Here is a 23,646-nt window from a genome sequence, read left to right as displayed (position 1 = left end):
GCAACCACGCACCGGGAAGAGACCGGCGAGCCGGCCGTGACGAGCCGGGTCAGCTCCCCAAGGCCGGCCATGGTGGGCAAGGCGGCACTGGCGCTCCGGGCAACTGACGGCGGGCCCCGATGAGCGCGGCGTCGATGTTCCCGGCAAGCGGCACGGGGAAGCGACACGGGCAGGAGGTACCCCTGGCAAGGTCTCAGAGGCGGGGCTCCAGCACCTCCAGGGCGCCGGTCTCGGTGTCGTAGCTGCGCAGGGTGGTGAGCCGGACCGACAGCGGCGGCGCCGGCAGCAGATCGGGGACCCGGCGGTCGGCGAACGCACCGGCCCGCCGGGTACGGCCCAGGGTGACGTGCGGGCTCCAGCGGCCAGGTGCGTGGAATGGATTGAGCGTCTCGGGCGGGCTGTCCGAGGCCACCGCCTCCCACACCAGGCGATGCAGGCCGGCCAGCGCGGAGTCGAGGTCCAGCGCCCACGCCAGCACCGAGGTCGGCCGCTCGAAGCGGACCACGCCGGTGAAGCGCACCGGAAGCGGCAGGGCGGCGGCCACCCCGGCGAGCTCCCAGCGGATCGGGGCGGTCAACTCAGGACAGGCGGCCAGGGTGAGGTGCGGGCTGTTCGTCGGTGAGCGGTGGCGCGCCTGACTGGGCAGCCCCGCCTCCGCGAGCCGCCGCCAGGCCTCCCGCACCGCCAGGTCCGCCGCCTCGTCCAACAGGAGCTCGACCGTACGCACCACCGCAGCCTACCGGCGCTCAGCTGCGGCACCGCCGCCCACCGGCCCGAGCATCAGGCCAGGTGGGCGGCGGGGTACCGAGCCACAGCCGCCCGGCGTCAGCCGACGTGCTTGGTCTTGCTGACCCACTGCGGCAGCGTGAGCCCTCCGGCCAAGGGAGCGGGGTTGCGGCGACGGGGCGGCACGTGGCTGCGCCCGGATCGGCCGTCGTGGTGTCCGTGCTGGTCGCGGTGGGTGTCGCGAGCCAGGCTGTCGCGCAGGAGGGTCAGATGCGGCGCCACGGCTTCAATGCCGTCGTGGACGTCGTGCGTCCGGCGGAGCGCCGTGGTCCGGTCGTAGTCGCTGGTCCGGCTGAGGGTTTCGATCATGGTGAGACCTCCGTTCGCCATCCCACCTTCGCCCAGCGGCGACCCCTCGCGCGTCGTCCCCGCGCAGTGATTCCCGGCTACCGCGGCCGCAGTATGCGTGTGGCCTGACTACAACCGAGGCAGACATGCGGGGTTACGTGGACGCCTGCGAGCGCGTCGGTTCCGGCGCCGGGCAGGCCAGGCCGCACTGGTACGCGATGACCACGAGCTGGGCCCGGTCGCGGGCCGCCAGCTTGGTCATGGCCCGGTTGACGTGCGTCTTGGCCGTCAGCGGGCTTACGAACAGGCGTTCGGCAATCTCTTCGTTCGACAGCCCGAGGGCCACCAGCCCCAGGACATCGCGTTCCCGTGGCGTCAGGCACTCCAGCCGCTCGTGCACCTCCCCCGGGCGGGGGTTGGGCTGGGCGAGGAAGCGCGCGATCAGCGCGCCTGTGGCCGCGGGGGACAGCAGCGCGTCCCCCGCGGCGACCGTGCGGACGGCCTCGACCAGTTCCTCGGGGCGCGCGCCCTTGCCCAGGAAGCCGCTCGCTCCGGCGCGCAGTGCTTCGGCCACGTGCTCGTCGTCCTCGAAGGTGGTCAGGATGAGCACCTTCACCGCCGCGAGATCGGGGGACTCACTGATCAGCCGGGTGGCGTCGAGGCCGTCCATCTCCGGCATGCGGATGTCCATCAGCACGACGTCCGGTTGATGGGTCCGCGCCAGCTCCACCGCCTCCCGGCCGTTGGACGCCTCGCCCACCGTCTCCATGTCGCTGGTGGAGTCGAACAGCATTTTGAAGGTGCCCCGCAGCAAGGCCTGGTCATCGACAAGCAGTACGCGAATCGTCATGCCCGTTGCTCCTTGGTAGGTCACTGATGAGCAGGCCGGGGCGCAGCGGCAGGTCGGCCGTCACGCTGAAGCCGCCCTCAGGGCGCGGTCCCACGTGCAGCCTGCCCCCGACCGTGGCGACCCGCTCACGCATTCCGATCAGCCCGTGACCGGTGCCCGCGGGCTGAGGACGATCGTGCGCGGTCCTGCCGTCGTCCTCGACGGTGATCGTCAACCGTTCGGGGTGATGGTGCAGGATCAGCCGGGCCTGGTCGGCCCCGGCGTGCTTGCGCACGTTGGTCAGGGCCTCCTGAACGATGCGGTACGCGGCCAGATCGACCGCCGGCGCCAGGGGGGCGGCGGTGCCGTGCCGGGTGAGGCTGACCTTGAGGCCCGCGCGTTCGAAGGACGCCAGGAGCGCCGGTATGTCGACCAGGCCGGGCATCGGGTTGCGAGGCGCGACCGGATCGCTCGACTGGCGCAGCAGCCCCACGGTGACCCGCAGCTCGTCGAGCGCCGACCGGCTGGTGTCCCGGATGTCCTCCAAGGCGGTCAGTATCTGGTCCGGCTGCTGCTTCGCGAGGTGGGCGGCGACGCCGGCCTGGGCGTTGATCAGCGCGATGTGGTGCGCGACGATGTCGTGCAACTCGCGCGCGATGCGTACCCGTTCGGCCGCCACGCGCTGCTGCGCCTCCTGTTCACGCGTGCGTTCGGCGTGCTCCGCCCGTTCCTCCACGGCCGCCACATAGGCCCGGCGGGAGCGCAGCCCGTCGCCGACGGCGGCGGGCAGCGCCGTCCAGGCCAGCAGTGCCGCGTTGTCGGGCTTCAGCCATGAGTGCGGGGCGTACAGGAGGGCGGCGCCCACCAGGATGACGCCCGAGGCGGAGGCGGCGGTCCAGGTGGTGCGCCGGTCGGTCACGAGGGCCACGGTGTAGACGGACAGCAGCACCGGGCTGATGACGAGCGGGCTCTCCCGGAACCCGAGGACCAGGAAGCTCACGCCGCAGCCGAGTGCGACGGCCAGTACGCCGATCGGGTGGCGGCGTCGCCAGATCAGCGCGGAGCAGCCGACGCCCGCCAGCACCACGGCGGTGCAGCGTAAGGAGAAGCGGTGCTCGTGCGGTTCGATCGACGCAGCCACCACGGACAGCAGGAAGAGGACGGCCAGACCCAGCGCGTCCGTCACACGCATCGGGGTCGGCGCGTGCCGCCTTTCGTCGCTGATCAGCACCATGCCACTACCGTAGGGTCGGCAGGCGGATCGGGCATCGTGTCGCCACACCGGCGGCCGCCGCCGCGGAGGCGACAACGAAACGAACGCGACGGCGGCCCGCTGACGAGGGAACAGCGGGCCGCCGAGGGCGCGATCGCGCATGACGACGAGGCTCGGGCCGGCCGAAGGGGACCGTCCTGTCAGTCGCCGACCACCGTCGCCTAGCGGGCCGCCGTGGCCGCTTCGCGTCGGCTGTCGGTGCCGAGTGCGCGCAGGATCTCCTCCACGCTCTGTTTGGCGTCGCCGAAGAGCATGCCGCTGTTCTCGCGGAAGAAGAGGGGGTTCTGCACGCCCGCGTAGCCGGAGGCCATGGAGCGCTTGAAGACGATGACCTGCTCGGCCTCCCAGACCCGCAGCACCGGCATGCCGGCGATCGGGCTGGTGGGGTCCTCGGTCGCGGCGGGGTTGACGGTGTCGTTCGCGCCGATGACCAGCACCACCGAGGTGTCGGCGAAGTCGTCGTTGATCTCGTCCATCTCCAGGACGATGTCGTAGGGCACCTTCGCCTCGGCCAGCAGCACGTTCATGTGCCCTGGCAGGCGCCCGGCGACGGGGTGGACGCCGAAGCGGACCTCGACACCCCGCTCGCGCAGGTGCCGCGTCAGCTCCGCGACCGGGTGCTGGGCCTGGGCGACGGCCATGCCGTAGCCGGGCGTGATGACCACCGATCGGGCCTGGGCGAGCATCTCGGCCGCCTCCGCGGCCCGCACCTCGCGGTGCTCGCCGTGGTCCTCCTCGCCGCCGGACGGCGCCTCGATGCCGAACCCGCCCGCGATGACGGAGAGGAAGGAGCGGTTCATCGCCTTGCACATGATGTACGACAGGTAGGCGCCGGAGGAGCCCACCAGCGCGCCGGTGACGATGAGCAGGTTGTTGTCGAGCAGGAAGCCGGCCGCGGCGGCCGCCCATCCCGAGTAGCTGTTCAGCATGGAGACGACGACCGGCATGTCGCCGCCGCCGATCGAGGCGACCAGGTGCCAGCCGAGCGCCAGCGCCAGCACGGTGACCGCGATCATCAGGGCCAGGTCCGGGCTGATCGTGAACCAGACGGTCAGCGCGACGAACGCCGCGAGCGCGCCGACGTTCAGCGCGTTCTTGCCCGGCAGCATCAGCGGACGGGACTTGATGCGCGCCGAGAGCTTCAGGAACGCGACGATCGAGCCGGTGAACGTGACCGCCCCGATGAAGATCCCGATGAACACCTCGGCGTGGTGGATGCCCAGCAGGTCGGCGCCGATCCGGGTCTGCGCCGTGCCGTGGGACTCCACCTCCAGGTAGCTGTTCCAGCCCACCAGCACCGCGGCGAGGCCGACGAAGCTGTGCAGGACGGCGATCAGTTCGGGCATCTGCGTCATCTCGACCCGGCGGGCCCGCCACAGGCCCATCGCCGCGCCGAGCACCATGGCCAGCACGATCAGCGCGACCGCTCCGGCGGTGATGCTCTGCGCCGCCACGACCACCGTGGCGACCAGGGCGAGGGCCATGCCGGCGATGCCGTAGACGACACCGGCGCGGGAGGTGCGGTGCTGGGACAGGCCGGCCAGGCTGAGGATGAACAGCAGGGCGGCGACCAGGTCGGCCGCGTGGGAGGCTGTCAGGGAGGTCATCTCGGCTCAGCCTTTCGAGAACATGGACAGCATGCGGCGGGTGACGGCGAAACCTCCGAAGATGTTGACGCTCGTCAGCAGGATCGCCACGAAGGACAGCGTGGTGACGATCCAGCTCTCGTGCCCGATCTGCAGCAGGGCGCCGATCACGACGATCCCGGAGATCGCGTTGGTCACCGACATCAGGGGCGTGTGCAGCGCATGGTGCACCTTGCCGATGACGTAGTAGCCGATCACCACCGCCAGCGCGAACACGGTGAAGTTGCCCGCGAGTTGCGCGGGGGCGAAGGCCACCAGCAGGAACATCGCGAGCATTCCGAGCCCGATCAGGCCGAAGCGGCGCGCCGGTGTCAGCTTCGGCTGCTTCGGTTCGGGCGTCGCGGGTGCGGCCGCGGGCTGCGCGGCGGGCGCGGCGGAGACCGCGACGGGCGGGGGCGGCCAGGTGACGTCACCGTCGCGCACCACGGTCACCGCCCGCTGCACGGCGTCGTCGAAGTCGATCGTCAGCTGCCCGTCCTTGCCGGGAGTGAGCAGCTTCAGCAGGTTCACCAGGTTGGTGCCGAACAGCTGCGAGGCCTGTGCCGGGAGCCGCGAGGCCAGGTCGGTGTAGCCGATGATGGTGACGCCGTTGTCGGTCACCACCGTCCGCCCCGGCACGGTGCCCTCGACGTTGCCGCCCATAGCGGCCGCCATGTCGACGACGACGCTGCCCGGCTTCATCACGGCCACGTCCTCGGCCGTCAGCAGGCGCGGCGCCGGCCGGCCCGGGATCAGCGCGGTGGTGATCACGATGTCCACGTCCTGGGCCTGCTCGTGGTACAGCTCGGCGGCGGCGCGGTCGTAGTCGGCGGAGGTCGCCTTGGCGTAGCCGTCGGTGCTCGTCTCCTGGGCGACGTGCACGGGGAGGTACTCGCCGCCCAGCGACTTCACCTGGTCCGCGACCTCGGGCCGCGGGTCGGTGGCACGCACGATCGCGCCGAGGCTGGAAGCGGCGCCGATCGCCGCGAGACCGGCCACACCCGCGCCGGCCACCAGCACCTTCGCCGGCGGCACCTTGCCCGCGGCGGTGACCTGGCCGGTGAAGAACCGTCCGAAGACGTGCGCGGCCTCGATGACCGCGCGGTAGCCGGCGATGTTCGCCATCGAGGACAGGACATCCATCGACTGCGCCCGCGAGATGCGCGGCACCGCGTCCAGCGCCAGGGCGGTCACTCCGGCGTCGGCGAGCGCCTGGAGCAGCTCGGGCTTCTGCGCCGGGGCCAGCAGGGCGACCACTGCCGCGCCCCTCCGCATCCGGCGGATCTCCGCGGTGGAGGGGGCGTTCACCTTCAGGACGACATCCGCGTCCCAGGCCTCGCCGATGCCCGCGCCGGCCTCGGCGTAGGCATGGTCACCGAAGCCGGAGGCCTCACCGGCCCCGGACTCGACGACGACGTCGTAACCGAGGCCCAGCAGCAGTCGTACCGTCGCCGGTGTCGCCGCGACCCGCGTCTCCCCGGAGACGGACTCGGCCACGACGCCGAGGCGGCGGGGAGGGTGGTGTGAGCGTTCTTGAGCAGACATGTCCTGTATCTCTCGTCAGGGAGGGTGCGAAAGGGGGATCTGCGCTCGGGGGAGTTACGACGTCCTTCCCCGTGATCGCTGGAACCTACCCGTCAGGTGAGTACGGGCCAACGCCGGCAGACGGTGACATGCTTCACCTTGCGCTACCGGCCCCCTGGGAGAGATGAGCCTGCGATCGCCGTCCCTCACACGGTCACAGCCACCCCTTGCGACGGAAGGCGCGGTACAGCACTCCCGCGCCGAGGGCCATCACGGCGAGGGCGCACGGGTAGCCGTAGCGCCAGTCCAGGGCGGGCATGTGGGAGAAGTTCATGCCGTAGATCCCGGCGACCATGGTGGGAACGGCGAAGATGGCCGCCCAGGCGCTGATGCGGCGCATGTCGTCGTTCTGCCACGTTCCCACCTTCGCCAGATGGGCGTCCAGGACGGAGGCGAGCAGGTCGTCCAGGGCGCGGACTTCGGTGTCGGTGCGGGTGAGGTGGTCCGTGACGTCGCGGAAGTACGGCAGGACCTGGCGCGGCCAGCCGTTCCGCGCCGCGGTGAAGGGCTGCATGACCGGCACCAGCGGCCCGACGGCGTCGCGGAACTCGACCACCTCGCGCTTGAGCGAGTAGATCCGTTCCGTGAGATCGTCCCGAGACGGCGAGAAGACGCACCGCTCCAGCTCCGTCAGGTCCCTGCGCACCTGGGCGGCGGCCTCGGCGTAGGCGTCGACGATCGCGTCGGTGACCGCGTGCAGGACGGCGACCGGCCCGAGCCGTGCCATGTCCGGCTGTTCCGCGAGCCGGCGCGCGGCCTCCACCGTGGGGTCGTCCGCTCCGTGCCGTACGGTCAGCGCGAAGGACGGGCCGAGGAAGATCATCACCTCGCCGGTCTCCACGTCCGCGGTCCTCTCCACGAACCACAGCGTCTTCACCGCGACCGCCAGCACGTCGCCGTAGTGCTCCTGCTTCGGCCGCTGATGGGCCTGGACCGCGTCCTCGACGGCCAGAGGGTGCAGCTCGAGGTGCTCACCCAGCCGCTGCACCTCCTCCTGGCGGGGCTCGTCCATGCGGATCCAGGCGAACTCGTCCGGCTTCAAGCCCGCCAAGCGGTCCAGGGTGACCTGGTATCCCGCGTCCGCCTGCCGGCAGTCGATCCGCTCACATTCACCCGTCCGCTCCTGATAGACCACGCACTCCATGCCCCTTCGGATGCTTCCGCCAGCGCGTTTCATGCCCCCGCGGGTGAAGGGCACCTAGTCCTCGTCCAGCAGCCGGCGCCAGACGCGGGTGCGGCGCAGTACGTAGAGGGAACCCAGCAGGACGATGGCCTGCAGTCCGATGGCGAGCAGCCAGAACTCGTCCCTGGTCTCCAGTTTGTCCGTCAGGAACGTGAAGTTCATACCGAAGAACCCGGTGAGGAACGACAGCGGCAGGAAGATCACCGACACGATCGCCAGCCGGTTGATCACACCGTTCTGCTCGCCCGCGACGAGCGAGGAGTAGCTGGCGAAGGCCCGGCGGGTGGCATCCTGAAGCGATTCGATGTCGGCCAGCACCAGCCGCCCGGCGGTCTGGAACTCCCGGGCGCAGCGTTGCCGTTCCTCGGGGAAGGACGGGTTCATCATCCGCCGGGTGAGAATCGCGTCGGTCACCTGGAGGTACGGCAGCAGGGCGTGGTGCAGTTGGGCCGAGCGCCGTCGCAGCTGCGCCAGGTAGTGGAGCTGCTGGCTCTTGCGGTCCTCGAACATGTCGTCCTCGAGTTCCTCGGTCCGCAGCAGAGCCTGCACGGCGGCCAGGCGGAAGGTCCCCAGGGCCTCCTGGAGCACCAGGAAGAGCATCGTCACGGTGTCGGACGGCCGCTCGTGCCGCAGCCCCTCGGCGATCTTCTGGGCGAGGCCCGCCTGGCCGCGGTGCGCGGTGGCCAGGAACCGTTCCGTGACCACCGCGTGGACGTGAGTGATCTCGTCCTCGTGCACCACCGGCACCACGAAACCGGCCCGGTCCCCCAGGAAGTCGGCCCGCGCGGGCTCGTCCTGCCTCCCGAACCAGTCCAGTTCCCCGGCGTCGACGTCGAGGCCCAGCCGGGCGGCAAGCGGTGTCTGCTGCCTCGGCGCGTCCAGCGGCAGCTCGATGTCGACGAGCAGGAAGGAGTCCACGCCCATCCGTTCCCGGGCCCCGGCGATGTCCGTGCGGGTGATGGTCACCTCCGGCATCGACACCACCGTTACGATCATCGCCCTCGCCGTCCGTCCCGAAGCCCGTCGCTCCGAGCGTCTCCGGACGGCGGTGCCCGCGCACCCGCAGCCACCCCTGTGCGCCGCGGGAAGGCCACCGAACGGATGACGGCGCCCAGGGGCGCGCCGTCCAGTACAGCGGCGCCAACTGGTGGCCGACCCTCAGCGGGCACCGCTCAAGGGGCATGGCGTCGGCGCGTCAGGTTCGCCCCGGCGTGAGGACGCGGGTGCTCGCCTTCGGGGAGCGCAGGCGCACGGTGACCCGCTCTGCGCGCTCCGGTCGCGGGGAGGCGAACAGCCCCTGTGCCCCGAGGAGAGTGAGCAGCCTGTCGATCATCGGGTTGCTGGTGCGGATGACGACGGTCTTTTTCTGGTCCAGGGCGACTCGCCGGAGGTCGAGGAGGACGTTCAGGCCGGAGCAGTCGCAGAAGTCCAGCCCGCCCAGGTCCAGGTCCAGTCCACGCGTGGAGCCGGCCAGCGCTGCGCACAGGTCGTCACGGAGCCGGTCTCCCGAGCGGAAGTCGAGTTCCCCTCGGACCGTCACACGGATCCGGTCGCCCTGGGTGGTGTACGACGCGGCGGCCCGATTCGGCGACTGCCGCTTCACCGGGCCGCCGTCGCCGGCCCGGCCGGGACGGCCCGGCCTCCTGAGGGACGGCGCCTGCGGGTAGGGGTCATGCATGGCTCACTCCCTCATGTCCTGGCGAAGCCCGGCGCGACGCTCCTCCCGGGACCCCACACACGTCAACTGATGCACGAAATGTAGTACGTGTTTTTGAGTGCGTGAACACCAGGTCGGTAAACTCGCGGCATGGATGGAGTGCCCGAGCCACACAACGGATGGACTTTCCTGACGAACCACGCCCGTGTACTGGCTGCCATCGCGGACAACCAGAACGCACGGATCAGGGACATCGCCGCGCACTGCCGCCTCACCGAACGCGCAGTGCAGAAGATCATCGCCGACCTGGAGCAGGACGGTTACCTCTCGCACACCCGGGAGGGACGCGGCAACACCTACCGGATCGACCCCGCGAAGACCCTTCGCCATCCCGCCGAAGCCAGCCTCGGCGTGACGGTGGCCTCACTCCTGTCCCTGCTCGCGCAGGACGAAGCCCAGCGCGCGGGGCCGTCCGACGAGCACGCGGCCGCACCGGCGTGACCGTGGCGGATGCGTGTCCGCAGCCGTGGGACCGATGGGGGACTGATCCCGCAGAACGTCGGTCCACCGGCCCGGGGCGGCAGGCGCGGCGCCGGGCGGACGTTCACCCGCCTGAGGCGCGCCGACCAGCCGGCAGCCCGTCATCGGATGTCGCCGCCCCAGTCGAAGCGGCCCAGGTCACCGCGGCGCGGGCCGTACATCGCCCGGCCGCCGGCGCCGAACCGCCCCAGCTCCGTGGGCAGAGCGACACCGGTGCGTATCTCGTCCCGCGTCCAGCCGGTGATGTCCAGCAGAAGGCCGTCCAGCGGCCCGCCGACCAGTTCGGCATAGCGCCGGCCCGCCACGGGGCCCGGGTGCTCGTGGTCGGCGCCGTAGACCCGGCCGCGCAGCAGTTGCTCGTCATCACGGTCCATGCCGTCAGCCTCGCAGCCGGCACTGACAGCGCCCGCTCATCCGGCGGCGCGAAGCCCACTCGGGCCCGGAGAGCACGGGTCGGCCCGGCCTCCGCGGGCGCCGTTCCCCTGCGGTCGCGGCGGAGAGGGCAGGATTCGAACCTGCGTGGGCCCCGAAGGGGCCCGACCGTGAGCCGAGCTCGCTGGTCCCCGATCAACCACTCCGGGCACCTCTCCCTGATCCCGGCTCTCGGTCTCCCGTGCCGGTCACAGGAACAACAGTGCCGGCAGCCGCTGACCGCGCCCTGACACGACACTGACCGAACTCCGGCCGAGCCCCCCTCTTCGCGTGCCGGGCCGTCAGCCGGCGTGCCCACAGAGGGAAAACCCTGGAAGGGCGGGCGTGCTCTTGTCGCGGTGGTCCCGCAGGCGCTTCACTGGCGCTGCTCCACCCCCCCCACAGGAGAACACCCGTTCCCTCGGTAGAAGGGTTTCTCTTGACCGTCCTACGCGCCTCCGCCGTCACCGCCGCGGCCTGTGCCGCCGTACTCGCCACCGCGCTGCCGTCCTCGGCCATCAACTCGTACAACGCGACGCCCGCACCCGAGCGCACCGAGGTCGGCGCGCTCATCGCGACCTGGGACAACGACGGCGATCCCACGACGCCCGACCGGGTCGACTGGGTCTGCTCCGGAACCATGATCGACGCGGACACGTTCCTGACCGCGGCGCACTGCACCACCGACTGGCCCGACAACGTGAAGTTCTACGTGTCGCTGGACCAGGACGTGCAGGCCGGTCTCGACGCCGCCGCCAAGAAGTACCCCGGCGATCCGGCCGCGCAGGCGAGCGCCGTCGCCGTTCAGGGCACCGCCCACAGCCATCCCGACTACCCCGGGCCCTCGTCCGACCCCCACGACATCTCGGTGATCGAGCTGCCCGCGACCCAGGTCAAGGCCCGCTGGACCTTCACCCCGGCCACGCTGCCGACCGCCGACCAGCTCGGCGCGCTCGGGCCGCAGGGGCTGAACTCGACCGACTGGTTCGTCGCGGGATACGGCACTCAGGAGGCCCAGCGCGGCCCCGGCGGCCAGACCCACCCCGGCGGCGGTGTCCGCATGAAGGCACCCGTCACCTACAACGCCCTCAACGACGCGTGGGTGCGCCTGGGGATGACCGCGCCCCAGGGCAACGGCGGCGCCTGCTACGGCGACTCCGGCGGCCCCAACTTCGCCGTGATCGGCGGCCGGAACGTGCTCGCGGCCACCACGATCACCGGCGACGGCCCGTGCTACGCGACGAACGTGTCGTACCGCCTGGACACCCCGGGCGCCCGCGCGTTCCTGGCGCCGTTCGTGAAGCTGCCGTAGCACCTTGCCGCGCTGCCGGGCCCACCGGCGACCGCGACTCGGATGAGCGGTCGGCGGCGGGCCCGGACCGTGCCGCCGGCGGCCGTCCCTGAGCGACGCGCGCTGGTAGGGCCACAGCTCACGTCGCCTCGTCGTACGCGCTTTTCAGGAACTCGTCGAAGACATCGGCCTCGTAGAGGACTACGTACTGCTCGACGGGGATCCGGTATCCGTTCACTTCGGCGGTCGGCGTGCCCGGGCCCTCGTGCCCGTTGTAGTGACCGGCGGCGGCGAACACCTTCTCGGAGTGGTCCACGAAGTCCTGGTACTTCATGGACTTCACCGCGCTGTCGAAGGCCGGGCTTCGCAGGCCCTTCACCTTGCTCGCCAGTTGCAGCAGGCGAGCCTGGGTGAAGCCGTCCTCCTCCTCGGGAGGCTGGTTCCGGTAGAGGACGGTGTGGTACTCGGCGAACCTGCCCTCCTTCAGCGCTGCGCGCAGCGCGTTGACCGCCTTCTTCGATCCGCTTCCTCCCAGCCGCCCGTCGAGGAAGGACGCCATGGTGTACTCGACTTTCACCTTGCGCGCCAGCAGCCACCTGGGCAGGACCGTGCCACCGCCCGACGTCTCGAACTGCCGGCACGCCGGGCAGCGCGGGTCTTCGTAGAGGTGCACGGTCACCCGCGCCTCGGGGTCGCCGACCACGATGCTCGTGCCGTCCGGTTTCACGTGCTCGGGCACGTCGGCCAGCCTGGTGTAGGCGGGCTTGTTCGCGGTGAGGTGCCCGCTGCCGTCCGTCGCGGCCGCGTGCCGGGCCTCGCAGCCCGACATCGCCGCACCGAGCACGCCTGTCAGCACGGCCGCCGTCAGCCGTCCACCCCCACGCTTCACGCGCAACAACCCCCTCATGCGTTCTGGAAACGCGAGAGTAGAGCATCCGTAGCGTGGCGAGGTGGGCCGCCCCCAGGACGAGCCGTCGGCGGTCTCTCGGCTGGTGAAGCCGAAGCACTTCCAGGCGCCGTGCGTCGTGGAGTCGGCGTTGTCGCCCGAGGAGGAGTCACCGTACGAGGCGCTGCTCGCGGCGGCAGGCGATCCGGGACGCGTGGACCGGTTATCAGCCCGCCAAAGCCCCGCACGGGCACTCCGCTGCCGCGGCTACGGCGGAGAGGGCAGGATTCGAACCTGCGTGGGCCCCGAAGGGGCCCGACCGTGAGCCGAGCTCGCTGGTCCCCGATCAACCACTCCGGGCACCTCTCCCTGGTCCCGGCTGGTGCTCTTCCGTGCCGGTCACAGGAGCAACAGTGCCATGAGCCGCTGACCGCGCCCTGACACGACACTGACGAAACCGGTCACGCCGCGCAGAGTGCCCTGAATGCCACCGCCTGCATTCGTCTGCCCGCTTTTGCCCCTTCGGCGAGCTGGGTGATTATGTTAGTCAGGAGGTGTGCGGTGCGGGATCTCGGGGCTTGACCGCACGGACTCGGGAAGGCCTTCCGGCGTGTGCCGGAGTCAGCGAGCTGGGTGAGCTGCATGGACCCCACACCACCCTCCTCTTCCTCTGCTTCGCCGTTCGACATGGTCAGTGGGGCCCTGGCGGACTACATCCCGAGGCGCGGAGGCGCGGCGGCGAGCACGGGGCCCGCCGCTTCACAGGGGGAGCGTCGTGCCCGGCGGTCCGCAGGGGGCGGCGGTGAGGGCGGGGGTGAGGAGAACGGGGAGCAGGAGCAGATCCTCGGGGCGGTCAACGTCGACAGGGATCTGAGGATCACCAGCTGCAATCTCGACGCCGCTCCGTTCGAAGGGGTGAGTGTGGCGCCGGGGACCGCTTTCGTCGATCTGCTGCCGCCCGCGGACGTACCGACGGTGACGCGGCGGCTGCAGAAGGTCCTCGAGACGCATGAGGCCCACGTCGCCCGGGTGCAGCGTCTGCTGCGGGACGACGGGACCGAGCTGGTGGTCTCGATGAGCATCCTGCCGGCGGCACCGCCGCAGGAGGGGCTGACGGTTTCCCTGATCGCCATGGCCAAGCGGCTCCACCTGTACGCGTCCGCTGCCGCGATCGGCACGTCGCTGGACGTCGGGGAGACCGCGCAGTCCCTGGCCCATTCCCTGCTGGCCTGGGGGGACGTGGCCGCCGTCGACCTCGACTACGCCGTGTGGACGGGCGAGGCCGTCACCGAGCAGGCGCACGAGCGCATCCGGCTGCGGCGGGCCGCCCTGGTGCCGGACCGGGCCTGGCCCGAGGGGTACCTGACGCCCGGGGACAATCTCCCCCGCGAGGCGAGCCGTCTGCTGGCCGGGGCGGTCCTGCGCGACGACGTGCCGCAGGCCGTCGTCCTTCCCGACCGGGAGGCGATCGAGCAGGTCCTCGGTGATCCGCGGCTGGTGCGCGCCCTGGTGCCCGGTGACCGGCCGGTGAGCGTCGCCTGCATCCCGCTGGTCGTGGAGGGACCGGAGGGCGCGCCGGGGCCGATCGTGCTCGGTGTGACGGAGGTCTGGCGGCGGCCGGAGCGCCTCTTCCGGGACAGTGAGCTGCTCGACCTGCAGGAACTCGTGGCCAAGACCGCCCGTCACGTGGACCTGGCCCGCCGGCACCAGCGTGAGCACGCCCAGGTCCTGGCGCTGCAGCGCCGGCTCCTGCCGCGGGCCGGCAGCGACACCATCGAGGTCGCGAGCGTCTACGAGCCCACCACTCCCGACAGTGCGGGCGTCGGCGGTGACTGGGTGAACAGCTTTCCGCTGGCGGGTGACCGCACCGCGCTGGTGGTCGGTGACGTCGTGGGGCACGGCCTGGGGGCCGCGGCGGCCATGGGTCAGCTGAGCATGGAGGCCCGTGCGCTGCTGTCGGCGGGGCTGGGCCCCGGGGAGGTGCTGGAGCGCCTGGACGAGACGGTGACGCTGCTGGACGACACGGACGCGGGTCTGGCGGCCGGCTACAGCGCGCTGGGATCGACATGCTGCATCGCCGTCTACGATCCGGTCGACCACCGGGTGGTGATGTCGAACGCCGGCCACCTCCCTCCGGTCCTCGTCCTTCCCGACGGGTCCGCCGAGACCCTCACCACGCAGCCCCATCCTGGGCTGGGAGCGGAGTTCGCCGTGCGGGAGCCGTTCGACGTGCACGAGTTCGCCGCGCCGCCCGGCTCGCTCCTCGTCCTCTACACCGACGGGCTGGTCGAGGATCCGGCGGCCTCCATCGACGAGGGGATCGGGCGGCTGATGGACGTGGTGCGCCTCGTGCATCCCTGGGACGATCTGCAGCGGGCCGCGCGTCGGGTGGTCGCCGGCCTGGCCCCGCAGGGGCGCCTGCGCGACGACGTGACCCTGCTGCTGGCCCGTATGGCCGGCCGCCGCAGCCAGGACACCGCGACCTGGCGGCTGCCCGCCCGTGCCGAGACGCCGGCCCGCGCCCGCGCCCTGGCCGGCCCGCTCCTGCGGCGATGGGGCACCGGCGACCAGGCCCGGGACGGTGCGCTGCTGGTGATGAGCGAACTGGTCACCAATGCCGTCCGGTTCGCCACCGGGCCCGTCACGGTGCGGCTGGTGAGGGCCGGGGGGCGCCTGTTCTGCGAGGTCGGCGACACGGGGAACGGCCGGCCGCGCCTGCGTCGCGGTGAGCCGCTCGACGAGCACGGGCGCGGCCTGCACGTCGTGCACAAGCTCACCACGCGCTGGGGGGTGCGGTGGACCGAGACCGGCAAGGCCGTGTGGGCGGAACTCGAGGCGTAGCGCCCCGGACGGGAGGGGACTCGTGGGCTTCGGCTACAGCCACTCCCCCTCCAGGGCCGTGGCAGTCAGCCCGGGCGCGGCCGCGTACAGCACCGTGCGGCTGCCTGTCTTCTGGCCGGCGTCGTGGGCGCGCCGCAGGATGTCGAGCACGGCGGCGCCACCGCGGTTGCCGGTGGTGTAGCTGTCCCGGCTGTGGGCCAGGAGCCCGGCCGGCCAGCCGTCGGGCATCGTCTGCTCCATGTACTCGAGTACCCGCGTCCCGCCGGGGTGCGCGAGCAGCAGGTCCGGATGCCACGGTTGCCCGTCGTCCTGGTGGCGTTCGCGCAGCCAGTTCCACATCGCGGCGACCGTCTCCTGCACGGCGCGCGGTCCGCGGCGGTCCATCACGAAGTGCGTGCCGTCCGCCCGGGTGTCCAGCCGGTGCAGGTCCACGGTGCCGGGGAGGGTGTGGTGCCAGGCCGCGTCCAGCCGCAGGATCGACTCCGTCCTGGGCCGGCCGGTGACCACCACGGCGACGGCGGTGTCCGCGAACAGCAGCCGGACGATGAGGGATTCGAGGGTGTCGTCGGCGGGCTGGTAGGTGGTGCTCAGCGCCTCGGATATCACGGCCAGCACCACCCGGTCGGGGTCGGCGGCGACCAGGTCGGCCGCCAGGGCCAGCGATCGGGTGCCGGCGATGCAGGCCCACTGGGTGGCCGGCAGCAGCAGCACGTCGCCGCGCAGAGGCAGGCGGTTGAGCAGGGACAGGTCCAGCCCGGGCAGGGCCGGGGTGGTGGAGTGACTGGTGATCAGGCAGTCGACGTCGGTGGTGTCCAGGCCGGCGCCGCGCAGGGCCCGGCGGGCCGCACGCTCCCCGTACGTCTGCACGGCCGCCCAGGCCGGCGCGGTGCGCTCCTGGACGGTCTGCGGTGCCGGTACCGCCTCCAGCGCGGCGATCGCACGATCCACCTCCTGGTCGGTGAACCCGCCGCGGGCCAGTGCCTCACGGGCCGCGGCGGCGACCGGAGTCCGCAGGCCGCTCCCGCTGCTGGGCGCGGTGGCCGCCTCCAACGGCAGCATCCACCCGCGGGAGGTGATTCCCGTACTCGCGGCGATGCCCTCGATGCGCGGCAGCCACGGTGCCTGCGGATGGCGGCTTCGCACCTCCGCCAGGATCTGGCCCGTCTCCACGGCGTGTTCACCGTGTACCACGGCCGGAGGACACAGATAGGCGCTCACGATACGCCCCTTTCGCCAAATGGGCATGAATGGCGTGGAGTTGGCCGACACCGCCCTGATTCAGCAGACTGCAGGTCAAAATGCCATCACTGCACTGTACTTCGCCTGCGGCCGTCAGCCCCCTCCGCTGCGCCGGAACGGTGCGATGGTCTTCCGGACCGCCTCGGCGGCACCCCAGTCGTCGTCACCATGGGCGATGGTGCTGAGGAGTTCACGGAGGTGGAGCAGGGGCATCCGCTCCTCCCAGCCCTCCTGGAGTCCGGCGATCTCCCGGTACGCGGCGAAGAAACGCTCCGCGGCGGGCGGGCGCGGCGAGCACCACAGCATGCTGAGGTCCACCTCCGGCCAGGTGCAGGACACGGCGGGGTCGATGAGCACCGGGGCGCCGTCGCCGGTGGCGAGGATGTTCTCCCGCCACAGGTCGCCGTGGGTCAGGCACGGCGGCTGGGACGGGACCAGTTCGGGCAGGGCTGTGCAGAGCCGTTCCAGGGCTCGCCGGTCCGCGGGGTCGAACGCGGCCTCGACCAGGGGTTCCGGTAGCCAGCGCAGGATGCGCCGTTCCGCGAAGAAGGTGTGGCCGTCCGTCTCCCAGGTGTTGTCCTGGCGCATGCGGCCCAGCCAGCCGTCGCGGTGCCAGCCGAACCGGTCGGTGACGGTGGACGTGTGCAGGGCCGCGACCATGTGAGCGAGCTGCTCCCAGAAGTCCGGGGCGTCGCGGCGGGGCCGCATTCTCTCGAGTACGAGCAGCCGTGGAGAGGCGCAGAGCACCTGCGGGGTGTTGACCCCTCCCCCAGCCCGGAGTTCCGCCAGGCCGGTGGACTCGACGGCGAACACGTCCGTCTCCGGCCCGCGGAGGGTCTTCGCGAAGACCTGTCTGCCGTCCTGAAGGGTGATCAGGCCCGCGACGGCGACCACTCCGCCGGTGGCCGCTTCCACCTTGTCCACCGCGAAACCTGCTTCACGGAGCCGTTCGACGAGTAGCTGTCCATGCGGCATCCGCACATCGAACCACGCCTGCCGGTGGGTTGGTGATCAGCGGCATGGTCGGGGCCGGTGGCGTCGCGATCGAGTCGTCCCTTCCTCAGGGGCCCAGATGTGCCCGGGTGATCGCCAGAGCCGTCGCCATGATGCTCAGTTGGGGGTTCACCTGCGGGCAGCTGGGAAGCGCGGAGGCATCCGTGACGAGCACTCCGTGTACGCCGCGGAGGCGGCCGAGCGGGTCGGCCGGGGACGTCCGGGGATCGGCGCCCGCGGCGACCGTGCCGGTGGGGTGGTAGGCCGACAGGTGCAACTGGCGTACGTCCGTGGCGGCGAGGACCTCGTCCAGTGCGGCGAGGCTGCGTACGCGGGGGGCTCGGGAGATGCCGGTGAGGACCTCCTCGGCGCCCGCGGCGAAGAGGATCTCGCCCATGGCGCGCACGGCCCGGATCAGGCGGCCGGCGTCGCGGGGGTGCACGTCGTAGCGCGGCAGCGCGCGGTGGCGGCCCAGGACCCGGCCCGAGGGACGGTCGGCGATCATCGCGCCGAGTGTGGCGAGCCGGTCGGCGTGCTCCAGTTCCCGCCGCAGTTCGGCGCCGAGCCCGGGGAGGACGAAGGAGCCCATGCCGGGTGGGGTGGCGGTGGCCTCGATGAGGATGCCGTCCGTGCGGTGCTGCTCCACCGCGACGCTCTGGAGCACGCCCTGCCAGGCGGTGACCGGTTCGCTGAAGCGGCCGGCCACGCTGGTGGCCGGGTGGACACTGAGGTTGGCCCCGAGGCGCGGATGGCGGCCCAGGCCGGAACGGCGCAGCAGCGGCGGAGACTCCAGCGCGCCGGCGGCGACGACGATCAGGGGCGCGAGGATCTCGAACCCCTCGTCTTCTTCGCCTCCTTGGCCCTTGCGGCGTACGCGCACTCCCGCCGCGCGCGGGCCACCGGGCCGGTCGGTGTCGAGGAGGATGCGGTCCACGCGGGCGCCGGTGACGATCCGCGCCCCGGCGGCGCAGGCGTCGGGCAGCACGGAGAGCTGCACGCTCTGCTTGGCGCCGGTCGGGCAGCCCACCACGCACTGGCAGGAGCCCCGGCAGCCGGGGGCGTTGCGGCGCAGCGGCGCGGCGTCCCAGCCCAGCGCACGGGCGCCGGCGAGCGCGATGCGGCCGTTGTTGCCCAGGACGTCGACGGACTGGGCGGCCACCCGCAGGGTGCGTTCGGCCTCGTGCAGGTGGGCGTCGAGGCCGTCGGCGAGCGTGAACCCGAAGTCGCGGCTCCAGCGGGTCAGGACGCGGCGCGGAGTGCGGTAGCAGGTGCCGGAGTTGACGACCGTGGTGCCGCCGACGGCGCGGCCCACGGGCAGCAGCAGCGGTGGACTGCCGAGGGCGACGCTCGCGCCGCCGTCCCGGTAGAGCTCGGTGAACCGCTCGAGCGGAGGGCGGCGGGCGAAGGACGCGGTGGAGTGGTGCTGACCCTCTTCGAGGACGACGACGTCGAGTCCGGCCCGGGCCAGGGTGCGTGCGGCCGTCGCCCCGCCCGCGCCGGAGCCGATGACGACGGCGTCAGCGGTGGAGCGGGTGGGCCAGGCGTGTGCGGGGGTGAGGTCGAGCGGGGGGTCGGGGCGGTGGGGGCCGACCGGTGGGGCCGTGTTCCGGAGCATGTGTTCCGTTCCGGCGGCCAGCAGCACGGGCACCTTGAGCACGTCCAGAAGGGGCAGCAGCGCGGGGCGTGCGCCCAGGCCGTCCAGGACGAGTTGCCGCTCCCGCGGGGTCAGGGAGTCCAGGGTGCGACCGGTGCGCAGCAGGGCGTAGGCGTCCACCGCGTGCGCCGCGGCGCGGATGCCGGCCCGGGCGGCGAGCGGCATCGTGGCGAGCACCCGGTGCAGTCTGCCGGGCACGCGTCCGGGCCAGTCGGCGGTGGCGTCGTCGGCGATCAGGGCGGCCACGAGGCCGGAGAGGGTCATCGGGTGCCCACCTCCGCGTGGGCCGTGCCGGACAGGGTCCACTCGGCCTCGGTGCGCCAGCCGCCGAACCACCAGCGCTCCAGCAGGACATGCGCGTCGGCGCGTTCGCTGTTGCGGCACGTGGCGTGGCGGCCGTCGGGGTCGGTGTAGTCGAGGGTGAGGGTGCGCTCCGGAGGCTGGGTGACCTGGACCCGGATCCGGCGCAGGCCGGCCCGGCCGGTGACCGTCCATGTCGGCAGGGCGATGTCGGCGCGGAAGCGCCCCGGGCCCGCCCAGCCGACGGCCCCGCGTTCGCCGCGGCGGGGCCAGGTGCGGCCGTGCCGGCGCAGCCGGAGGAAGACGAGTGGAGGAAGCCTGCGCAGACCCGGGCGCGTGGAGACGGCGGCGACGATCTCCAGGACCGCCGCGCCGCCGAGGTCGGCGTGCAGCCAGGCCCAGCGGCGGGCGTTGCCGTGGCCGTAGATCCGGGCGGACGCACCCGGGGCCGCGGTGAGGGTCAGCGTCGTGCCGTCATGGGTGAAGGTGCCGTCGTAGGAGGCCCGGGCGGCGGGGAGCACCTGGGCGGCCGGCAGCACGGGGTGGCGCCAGGACCAGCGGGGGAAGGTGAACAGCGGTCCGTCCGCGGGCCGTTCGGCGAGGTTCCAGCGCAGGGCGCCGTTCTCCGCTGATCCGGTCAGCCTGCCCGGCTCGGCGACGGCCCCGGCGGCGTCGAATCCGCGACCCTGAGGTTTCCATGGGGCCGGGCCGAAGCGGGCGTGCCGTACGGGGCCGTTCTCGGGGAAGACCGCGGCCCAGCCGTGCGCGTAGGGTGCGGATCCGTCGGCGGGCGCGGTCAGTTCGTGGTGCAGCCACAGCCCGGTGCCGGTGTCCGGGTCGGTGACCGTGGTGTACCAGACCTCGGTGCGGCCGCTCTCGCCCCGCCAGCGCGGCGCGAGGAACGCACCGGGTTCCTGACGGCGCGGGAAGCGGAAACTCGCCAGGAACGGCAGGAGCCGGGTGGCGAGCGGGAAGCGCAGGGTGCCGGTGCCGATGCGGACGCCGTCCTCGTCGTGGAGCGTGTACGGCAGCACGGTCATCGAGGCCACGGGCCTGCGCGCGGTGAGGGACTTCCAGCCGTCGAGCGTCATCCGGCGGCCGCCGGCGGTGAACGTGACGCGGTACCGGATACGGCGTCGTGCGAGCGGGGAGATCTCCACCTCGCCCTCGGCGCGGGGGTCGTCGGCCCAGCCGAACACGCGTAACCGGCCCGTGGCGCGGGTCCCGGTGGTGCCGAACGGCCGCAGGAGACGGTCCGACGAGACCGTCAGGTCCAGGCGGACCCTGCGGGCCCGGTCTTCCGTGTCCAGCCTCAGCTCGCCGAGCATCGTCTCGCGGAAGACGGTGCCCCGAGGGGGCGAGCCGTCTCGCGGGCCGGGTCGCGAGGTGGGGTCCTGTCGTGAGGTCGGGTCCGCGCTCATGCCAGGCCCTCCAGCATGATCCGCTCCGTCGTCGTCAGATACTCCTCGGCCGCACGGCGTGCGCATGCCGGGTCGCCGGCCGCCACCGCGTCGACCACCGGCTCCAGGCGGCCGCGGGCGACCCTCGGGTCGGTGAACGGTCCCCGGAGGGCTGCGCGCACCGGCAGGTACGCGTTGAAGAGGGTGTTGGTCAGCAGGACGTAGACGCGGTTGCCGGTGGCGCGGGCCAGGGCCCGGTGGACTTCGATGTCCGCGAGCTGGGTCGCGTCGGCGTCCGCCGCCTCCTCCACGGCCGACAGCAGGGTCCGCAGTTCGGCCCGCTGCCGGCCGGTCGCCCGGGCCGCGGCGCGCTCGGCGATCAACGCGCCGATGCTGCGCCGGACTTCGAAGACCTCGCCGATCCAGTCGGGGCTGTGCCGGACGAGCATCGGCAGCAGGTCGGCGCCGCCCAGGCGCAGATAGTCGCGCACCCGCGTGCCGACTCCGTGCCGGGTCTCCAGGAGCCCGGCCTGCATGAGGCGGCCGAAGGCGTGCTTGAGCGTGGTGCGGGTGACGCCGTAGCCGTCGGCGAGCGTGCGCTCGGGGGGCAGGTAACTGCCCGCCGGGTGGCGCCCGGTGAGGATCTCCTCTCGCAGCCGGCTCTCCAGGACGTCGACGATGGTCTCGCGAGGCAGTGGCTCCACGCCGCCCTCCCAATGGCTCAGTGGATGAGCCACTCAACCAACACCTGCGCGCGGAGTCAATGGATGCGCCGCCGTCCGTTCGTCGTCCTCAGACGCCGGCCGAGCGGCGGCCGAGGACCGGCTCGGCCAGCAGCCTGGCCGTCGCGCGGAGCGTCTGGCCGTGCCGGGCGAAGAGCTCGTCGCGCGAGTCGAAGTGGCCGAGGTCCGCCAGGACATGGGCCGAGAGATCGCACGAGGCACCCGTGGCCGGGCAGGCGGTCGCGCCGTCCCAGTCGACCGCCGTCCTGGACAGGGCCTCGAAGAGCGTCTCCGCACCGGTGTTGGTGAAGCCGCCGCCTGCGTCGCGGCTCAATGCGTGCAGGTCGCCGAAGAGTTCGGAGACAGTCAGCCACGGAGTGCAGGGGTGGTCTGCCGCCGGCAGTCCTTCGATGCGGAACTCCGGCCATGCGAGCACCACCTGATGCGGGACCAGCCGGTGCATCCGGGGGAAGCGCGGGTACCAGAACCCGCCGTCCACCAGCAGGCCGCGCACCCGCGTGGCCACCCCCGACGCCCGCGCGACGGACTCCAGTACGGCCAGCCGCTGACTGCACGATCCGCGGCCTCGGCGGAGCACCTGGGACACGGGCCGCTCGTCCTGCACCGAGTACACCGGCCGTATCACTGCCGCGATGTGACGGTGGGCCCGGCGCAGGGCCTCCGTGCGCCGGGCCGGATCCGAGGCGTCGCCGGAGTGCCCCGCTGCGCCGATCCGCCGGACCAGCGACGCGACGTTCGGATGCCGCCAGTCGAGGATCGGCGTCGGGGCGACGCTCCCCGCGTCCCCTGTGGCCGTTCCCCCGCCGGCAGTCACCCTGCCGGCCGTGCCCGCGCGGACCCCGCCGCGCGGCATGAGAAGCGAGCTCGTCATGACCGTGGTCCTCCCACCATCCCGCGTTCCTCGACGACAACGCGTATGGTGACAGCATTTTTGAACACGTTCAACCATGGTGGCGGTTCTTGCCGGCCCCCTCGTGGCGGGCGGCGACAACAGTCGGCGATTCGGGGGCATGAGCAGAAGTGATCTTCGTTGTCGCCGTGGCTGTCCAGGAGGAAGTCGGCATGACCGTACCCGTGCACCCCCTACGACGTGAGGGCCGCGACCGGCGCTTCGATCTGCGCGCCACCGCCCTGTTCTTCCTCCTGCTCGCCATCATCCTGTGCGTCCTGGCGTTCGCGGCGCGCACGGCGGCGGGCATCGTGGAACGCCGCCCGCTGTGGGCCGGCGCACTGCTGATATCCGGCGTGGCCGTCGCCGTGCTGTGCCGGTCCAGACGGCGCCGCTTCTCCGCGGCGGCCTACGCGCGCCGGGCCGCCCGGGCGCTGGAGGAGGCGGCCGAGACGGCGTCCACCAGCCTGAGCGTCGCGGCCGCCGGCGCGCCGGTCGCGGCGCCCGCGGGCACCGCCGCGGCGGCGGACCCGCTCCCCTCCGCCGCTCCGCCGGCTCCCGGCCACGGCGAGGAGTACCCGCCGCCCGAGAGCACCCAGGCCATCACCGTGCCGCTGCGCCCCGGGGCCGAGGAGAGAACCGAGTGCGTCACCGAGGTGATCGACTATGCCGAGCTGGACCCCGACGGCTTCGAGCAGGCCATAGCCGACCTGTGCGTCCGCGACGCCTGCCGGGACGTGGTCGTCGAGGGAGGGCCCGGCGACCTGGGGGCGGACGTCAGGGCGGTCACCCCGGACGGGCGGCGGGTGATCATCCAGTGCAAGCAGTACTGCGAGACCAACAAGGTCGGATCGCAGGACATGCAGCGCTTCGGCGGAACCTGCTTCACCGTGCACGAGGCGGACGTCGCGGCGGTCGTCACGACGAGCGACTTCACCGAACCCGCTCTGGAGTACGCGCGCCAGTGCGGCATCGTGTGCGTCGACGGCCAGGACCTGCAGGCGTGGACGGACGGCACCGGACCGAGCCCCTGGGAACGGGCGGGCGTCGCCCCCTGACGCGGGGCGGGTTCGGGAGCGGCGCCCGGCCACGGCGTCACGCCCGTGGCGGGAGCCGCTGTAGGCGGCGAAGGACTGCGTGACCTGTTCCGGCGCCGGGGAGACCGACGTGAGCGTGAGGGTGGCGACCGTGCGCCAGGGTTCGGCGGCGGGCGCGCGAAGGTGGAAGCGCAGCG

Annotated in this window: 21 protein-coding genes and 2 pseudogenes; 4 read left to right on the top strand and 19 right to left on the bottom strand. The window is 72.4% G+C overall.

Annotation, left to right across the window (positions count from 1 at the left end; translation table 11 throughout):
- Nucleotides 1–193 precede the first annotated feature (193 nt).
- From AQJ66_RS29460 to AQJ66_RS29420, 9 genes are all read right to left on the bottom strand, one after another.
- The gene (locus AQJ66_RS29460; RefSeq protein ID WP_061928179.1) at nt 194–727 is read right to left on the bottom strand and encodes a 2'-5' RNA ligase family protein; all 534 of its coding nucleotides are present in this window, start codon (nt 725–727) and stop codon (nt 194–196) included.
- Nucleotides 728–825: 98 nt separating this feature from the next.
- The gene (locus tag AQJ66_RS29455) at nt 826–1,095 is read right to left on the bottom strand and encodes a hypothetical protein (protein WP_159052662.1); all 270 of its coding nucleotides are present in this window, start codon (nt 1,093–1,095) and stop codon (nt 826–828) included.
- A gap of 133 nt (nt 1,096–1,228) precedes the next feature.
- Nucleotides 1,229–1,924 (bottom strand): response regulator, encoded by a 696-nt coding sequence (locus tag AQJ66_RS29450; RefSeq protein WP_061928128.1) that lies wholly within the window; start codon nt 1,922–1,924, stop codon nt 1,229–1,231.
- Nucleotides 1,896–3,137 carry a histidine kinase gene (locus tag AQJ66_RS29445; protein ID WP_061928127.1) on the bottom strand — a complete coding sequence of 414 codons (1,242 nt, stop codon included), beginning with the start codon at nt 3,135–3,137 and terminating at the stop codon, nt 1,896–1,898. The genes AQJ66_RS29450 and AQJ66_RS29445 overlap by 29 nt, the downstream gene beginning before the upstream one ends.
- 200 nt (nt 3,138–3,337) lie before the next feature.
- Nucleotides 3,338–4,783: a Re/Si-specific NAD(P)(+) transhydrogenase subunit beta gene (gene pntB / locus AQJ66_RS29440; protein WP_061928126.1), complete on the bottom strand. Its 1,446-nt coding sequence runs from the start codon at nt 4,781–4,783 to the stop codon at nt 3,338–3,340.
- Nucleotides 4,784–4,789: 6 nt separating this feature from the next.
- Nucleotides 4,790–6,346 (bottom strand): Re/Si-specific NAD(P)(+) transhydrogenase subunit alpha, encoded by a 1,557-nt coding sequence (locus tag AQJ66_RS29435; RefSeq protein ID WP_061928125.1) that lies wholly within the window; start codon nt 6,344–6,346, stop codon nt 4,790–4,792.
- A 193-nt stretch (nt 6,347–6,539) separates the two neighbouring features.
- Nucleotides 6,540–7,436: a magnesium and cobalt transport protein CorA gene (locus AQJ66_RS29430; protein WP_244162974.1), complete on the bottom strand. Its 897-nt coding sequence runs from the start codon at nt 7,434–7,436 to the stop codon at nt 6,540–6,542.
- 147 nt (nt 7,437–7,583) lie between these two features.
- Entirely contained in the window at nt 7,584–8,564 is a 981-nt protein-coding gene (locus AQJ66_RS29425; protein ID WP_244162973.1) for a CorA family divalent cation transporter, read from the bottom strand.
- 199 nt (nt 8,565–8,763) lie between these two features.
- The gene (locus AQJ66_RS29420; RefSeq protein WP_061928123.1) at nt 8,764–9,246 is read right to left on the bottom strand and encodes an STAS domain-containing protein; all 483 of its coding nucleotides are present in this window, start codon (nt 9,244–9,246) and stop codon (nt 8,764–8,766) included.
- A gap of 129 nt (nt 9,247–9,375) precedes the next feature.
- On the opposite strand from AQJ66_RS29420, the gene AQJ66_RS29415 reads away from it, so the two are divergent.
- Entirely contained in the window at nt 9,376–9,726 is a 351-nt protein-coding gene (locus AQJ66_RS29415; protein ID WP_061928122.1) for a MarR family transcriptional regulator, read from the top strand.
- Nucleotides 9,727–9,866: 140 nt separating this feature from the next.
- On the opposite strand, the gene AQJ66_RS29410 is transcribed toward AQJ66_RS29415, so the two are convergent.
- Both AQJ66_RS29410 and AQJ66_RS39105 read right to left on the bottom strand, forming a co-directional pair.
- A complete protein-coding gene (locus AQJ66_RS29410) occupies nt 9,867–10,139 on the bottom strand; it encodes a hypothetical protein (protein ID WP_061928121.1) in 273 nt (90 codons plus the stop codon).
- Between the two features lie 120 nt (nt 10,140–10,259).
- Nucleotides 10,260–10,355, bottom strand: a pseudogene (locus tag AQJ66_RS39105).
- A 260-nt stretch (nt 10,356–10,615) separates the two neighbouring features.
- Here AQJ66_RS39105 and AQJ66_RS29405 point away from each other — a divergent pair.
- Nucleotides 10,616–11,488 carry a trypsin-like serine protease gene (locus AQJ66_RS29405; RefSeq protein WP_061928120.1) on the top strand — a complete coding sequence of 291 codons (873 nt, stop codon included), beginning with the start codon at nt 10,616–10,618 and terminating at the stop codon, nt 11,486–11,488.
- Nucleotides 11,489–11,606: 118 nt separating this feature from the next.
- On the opposite strand, the gene AQJ66_RS29400 is transcribed toward AQJ66_RS29405, so the two are convergent.
- Together AQJ66_RS29400 and AQJ66_RS39100 are read right to left on the bottom strand one after the other, a co-directional pair.
- Complete coding sequence (locus AQJ66_RS29400; protein ID WP_061928119.1) at nt 11,607–12,356, bottom strand: DsbA family protein; 750 nt, start codon at nt 12,354–12,356, stop codon at nt 11,607–11,609.
- Between the two features lie 270 nt (nt 12,357–12,626).
- A pseudogene (locus AQJ66_RS39100) lies at nt 12,627–12,722 on the bottom strand.
- A 273-nt stretch (nt 12,723–12,995) separates the two neighbouring features.
- Between AQJ66_RS39100 and AQJ66_RS29395 the strand changes: the two are divergent.
- Entirely contained in the window at nt 12,996–15,194 is a 2,199-nt protein-coding gene (locus AQJ66_RS29395; protein WP_061928118.1) for an ATP-binding SpoIIE family protein phosphatase, read from the top strand.
- Nucleotides 15,195–15,227: 33 nt separating this feature from the next.
- Here the strand turns inward: AQJ66_RS29395 and AQJ66_RS29390 are convergent, their stop codons facing one another.
- The 6 genes from AQJ66_RS29390 to AQJ66_RS29365 all read right to left on the bottom strand — a co-directional run bounded on the left by AQJ66_RS29390 (nt 15,228) and on the right by AQJ66_RS29365 (nt 22,394).
- Nucleotides 15,228–16,412, bottom strand: a complete 1,185-nt coding sequence (locus AQJ66_RS29390; RefSeq protein ID WP_107119081.1) for a beta-ketoacyl-[acyl-carrier-protein] synthase family protein — start codon at nt 16,410–16,412, stop codon at nt 15,228–15,230.
- 114 nt (nt 16,413–16,526) lie between these two features.
- Nucleotides 16,527–17,408: a fructosamine kinase family protein gene (locus tag AQJ66_RS29385; RefSeq protein ID WP_061928116.1), complete on the bottom strand. Its 882-nt coding sequence runs from the start codon at nt 17,406–17,408 to the stop codon at nt 16,527–16,529.
- A gap of 85 nt (nt 17,409–17,493) precedes the next feature.
- A complete protein-coding gene (locus tag AQJ66_RS29380) occupies nt 17,494–19,344 on the bottom strand; it encodes a GMC family oxidoreductase (protein WP_061928115.1) in 1,851 nt (616 codons plus the stop codon).
- The gene (locus tag AQJ66_RS29375; RefSeq protein ID WP_244162971.1) at nt 19,341–20,801 is read right to left on the bottom strand and encodes a hypothetical protein; all 1,461 of its coding nucleotides are present in this window, start codon (nt 20,799–20,801) and stop codon (nt 19,341–19,343) included. Before AQJ66_RS29375 ends, AQJ66_RS29380 begins: the two co-directional genes overlap by 4 nt.
- Nucleotides 20,798–21,484 (bottom strand): FadR/GntR family transcriptional regulator, encoded by a 687-nt coding sequence (locus tag AQJ66_RS29370; RefSeq protein ID WP_061928113.1) that lies wholly within the window; start codon nt 21,482–21,484, stop codon nt 20,798–20,800. Before AQJ66_RS29370 ends, AQJ66_RS29375 begins: the two co-directional genes overlap by 4 nt.
- An 88-nt stretch (nt 21,485–21,572) precedes the next feature.
- Complete coding sequence (locus AQJ66_RS29365) at nt 21,573–22,394, bottom strand: transglutaminase domain-containing protein (RefSeq protein WP_061928112.1); 822 nt, start codon at nt 22,392–22,394, stop codon at nt 21,573–21,575.
- Between the two features lie 191 nt (nt 22,395–22,585).
- Between AQJ66_RS29365 and AQJ66_RS29360 the strand changes: the two genes are divergently transcribed.
- A complete protein-coding gene (locus tag AQJ66_RS29360; RefSeq protein WP_061928177.1) occupies nt 22,586–23,470 on the top strand; it encodes a restriction endonuclease in 885 nt (294 codons plus the stop codon).
- Nucleotides 23,471–23,646: the final 176 nt, after the last annotated feature.

Origin of the sequence: Streptomyces bungoensis (assembly GCF_001514215.1) — a bacterium.
GTDB lineage: Bacteria > Actinomycetota > Actinomycetes > Streptomycetales > Streptomycetaceae > Streptomyces > Streptomyces bungoensis.
This window is presented reverse-complemented; position numbering and strand designations above follow the sequence as displayed.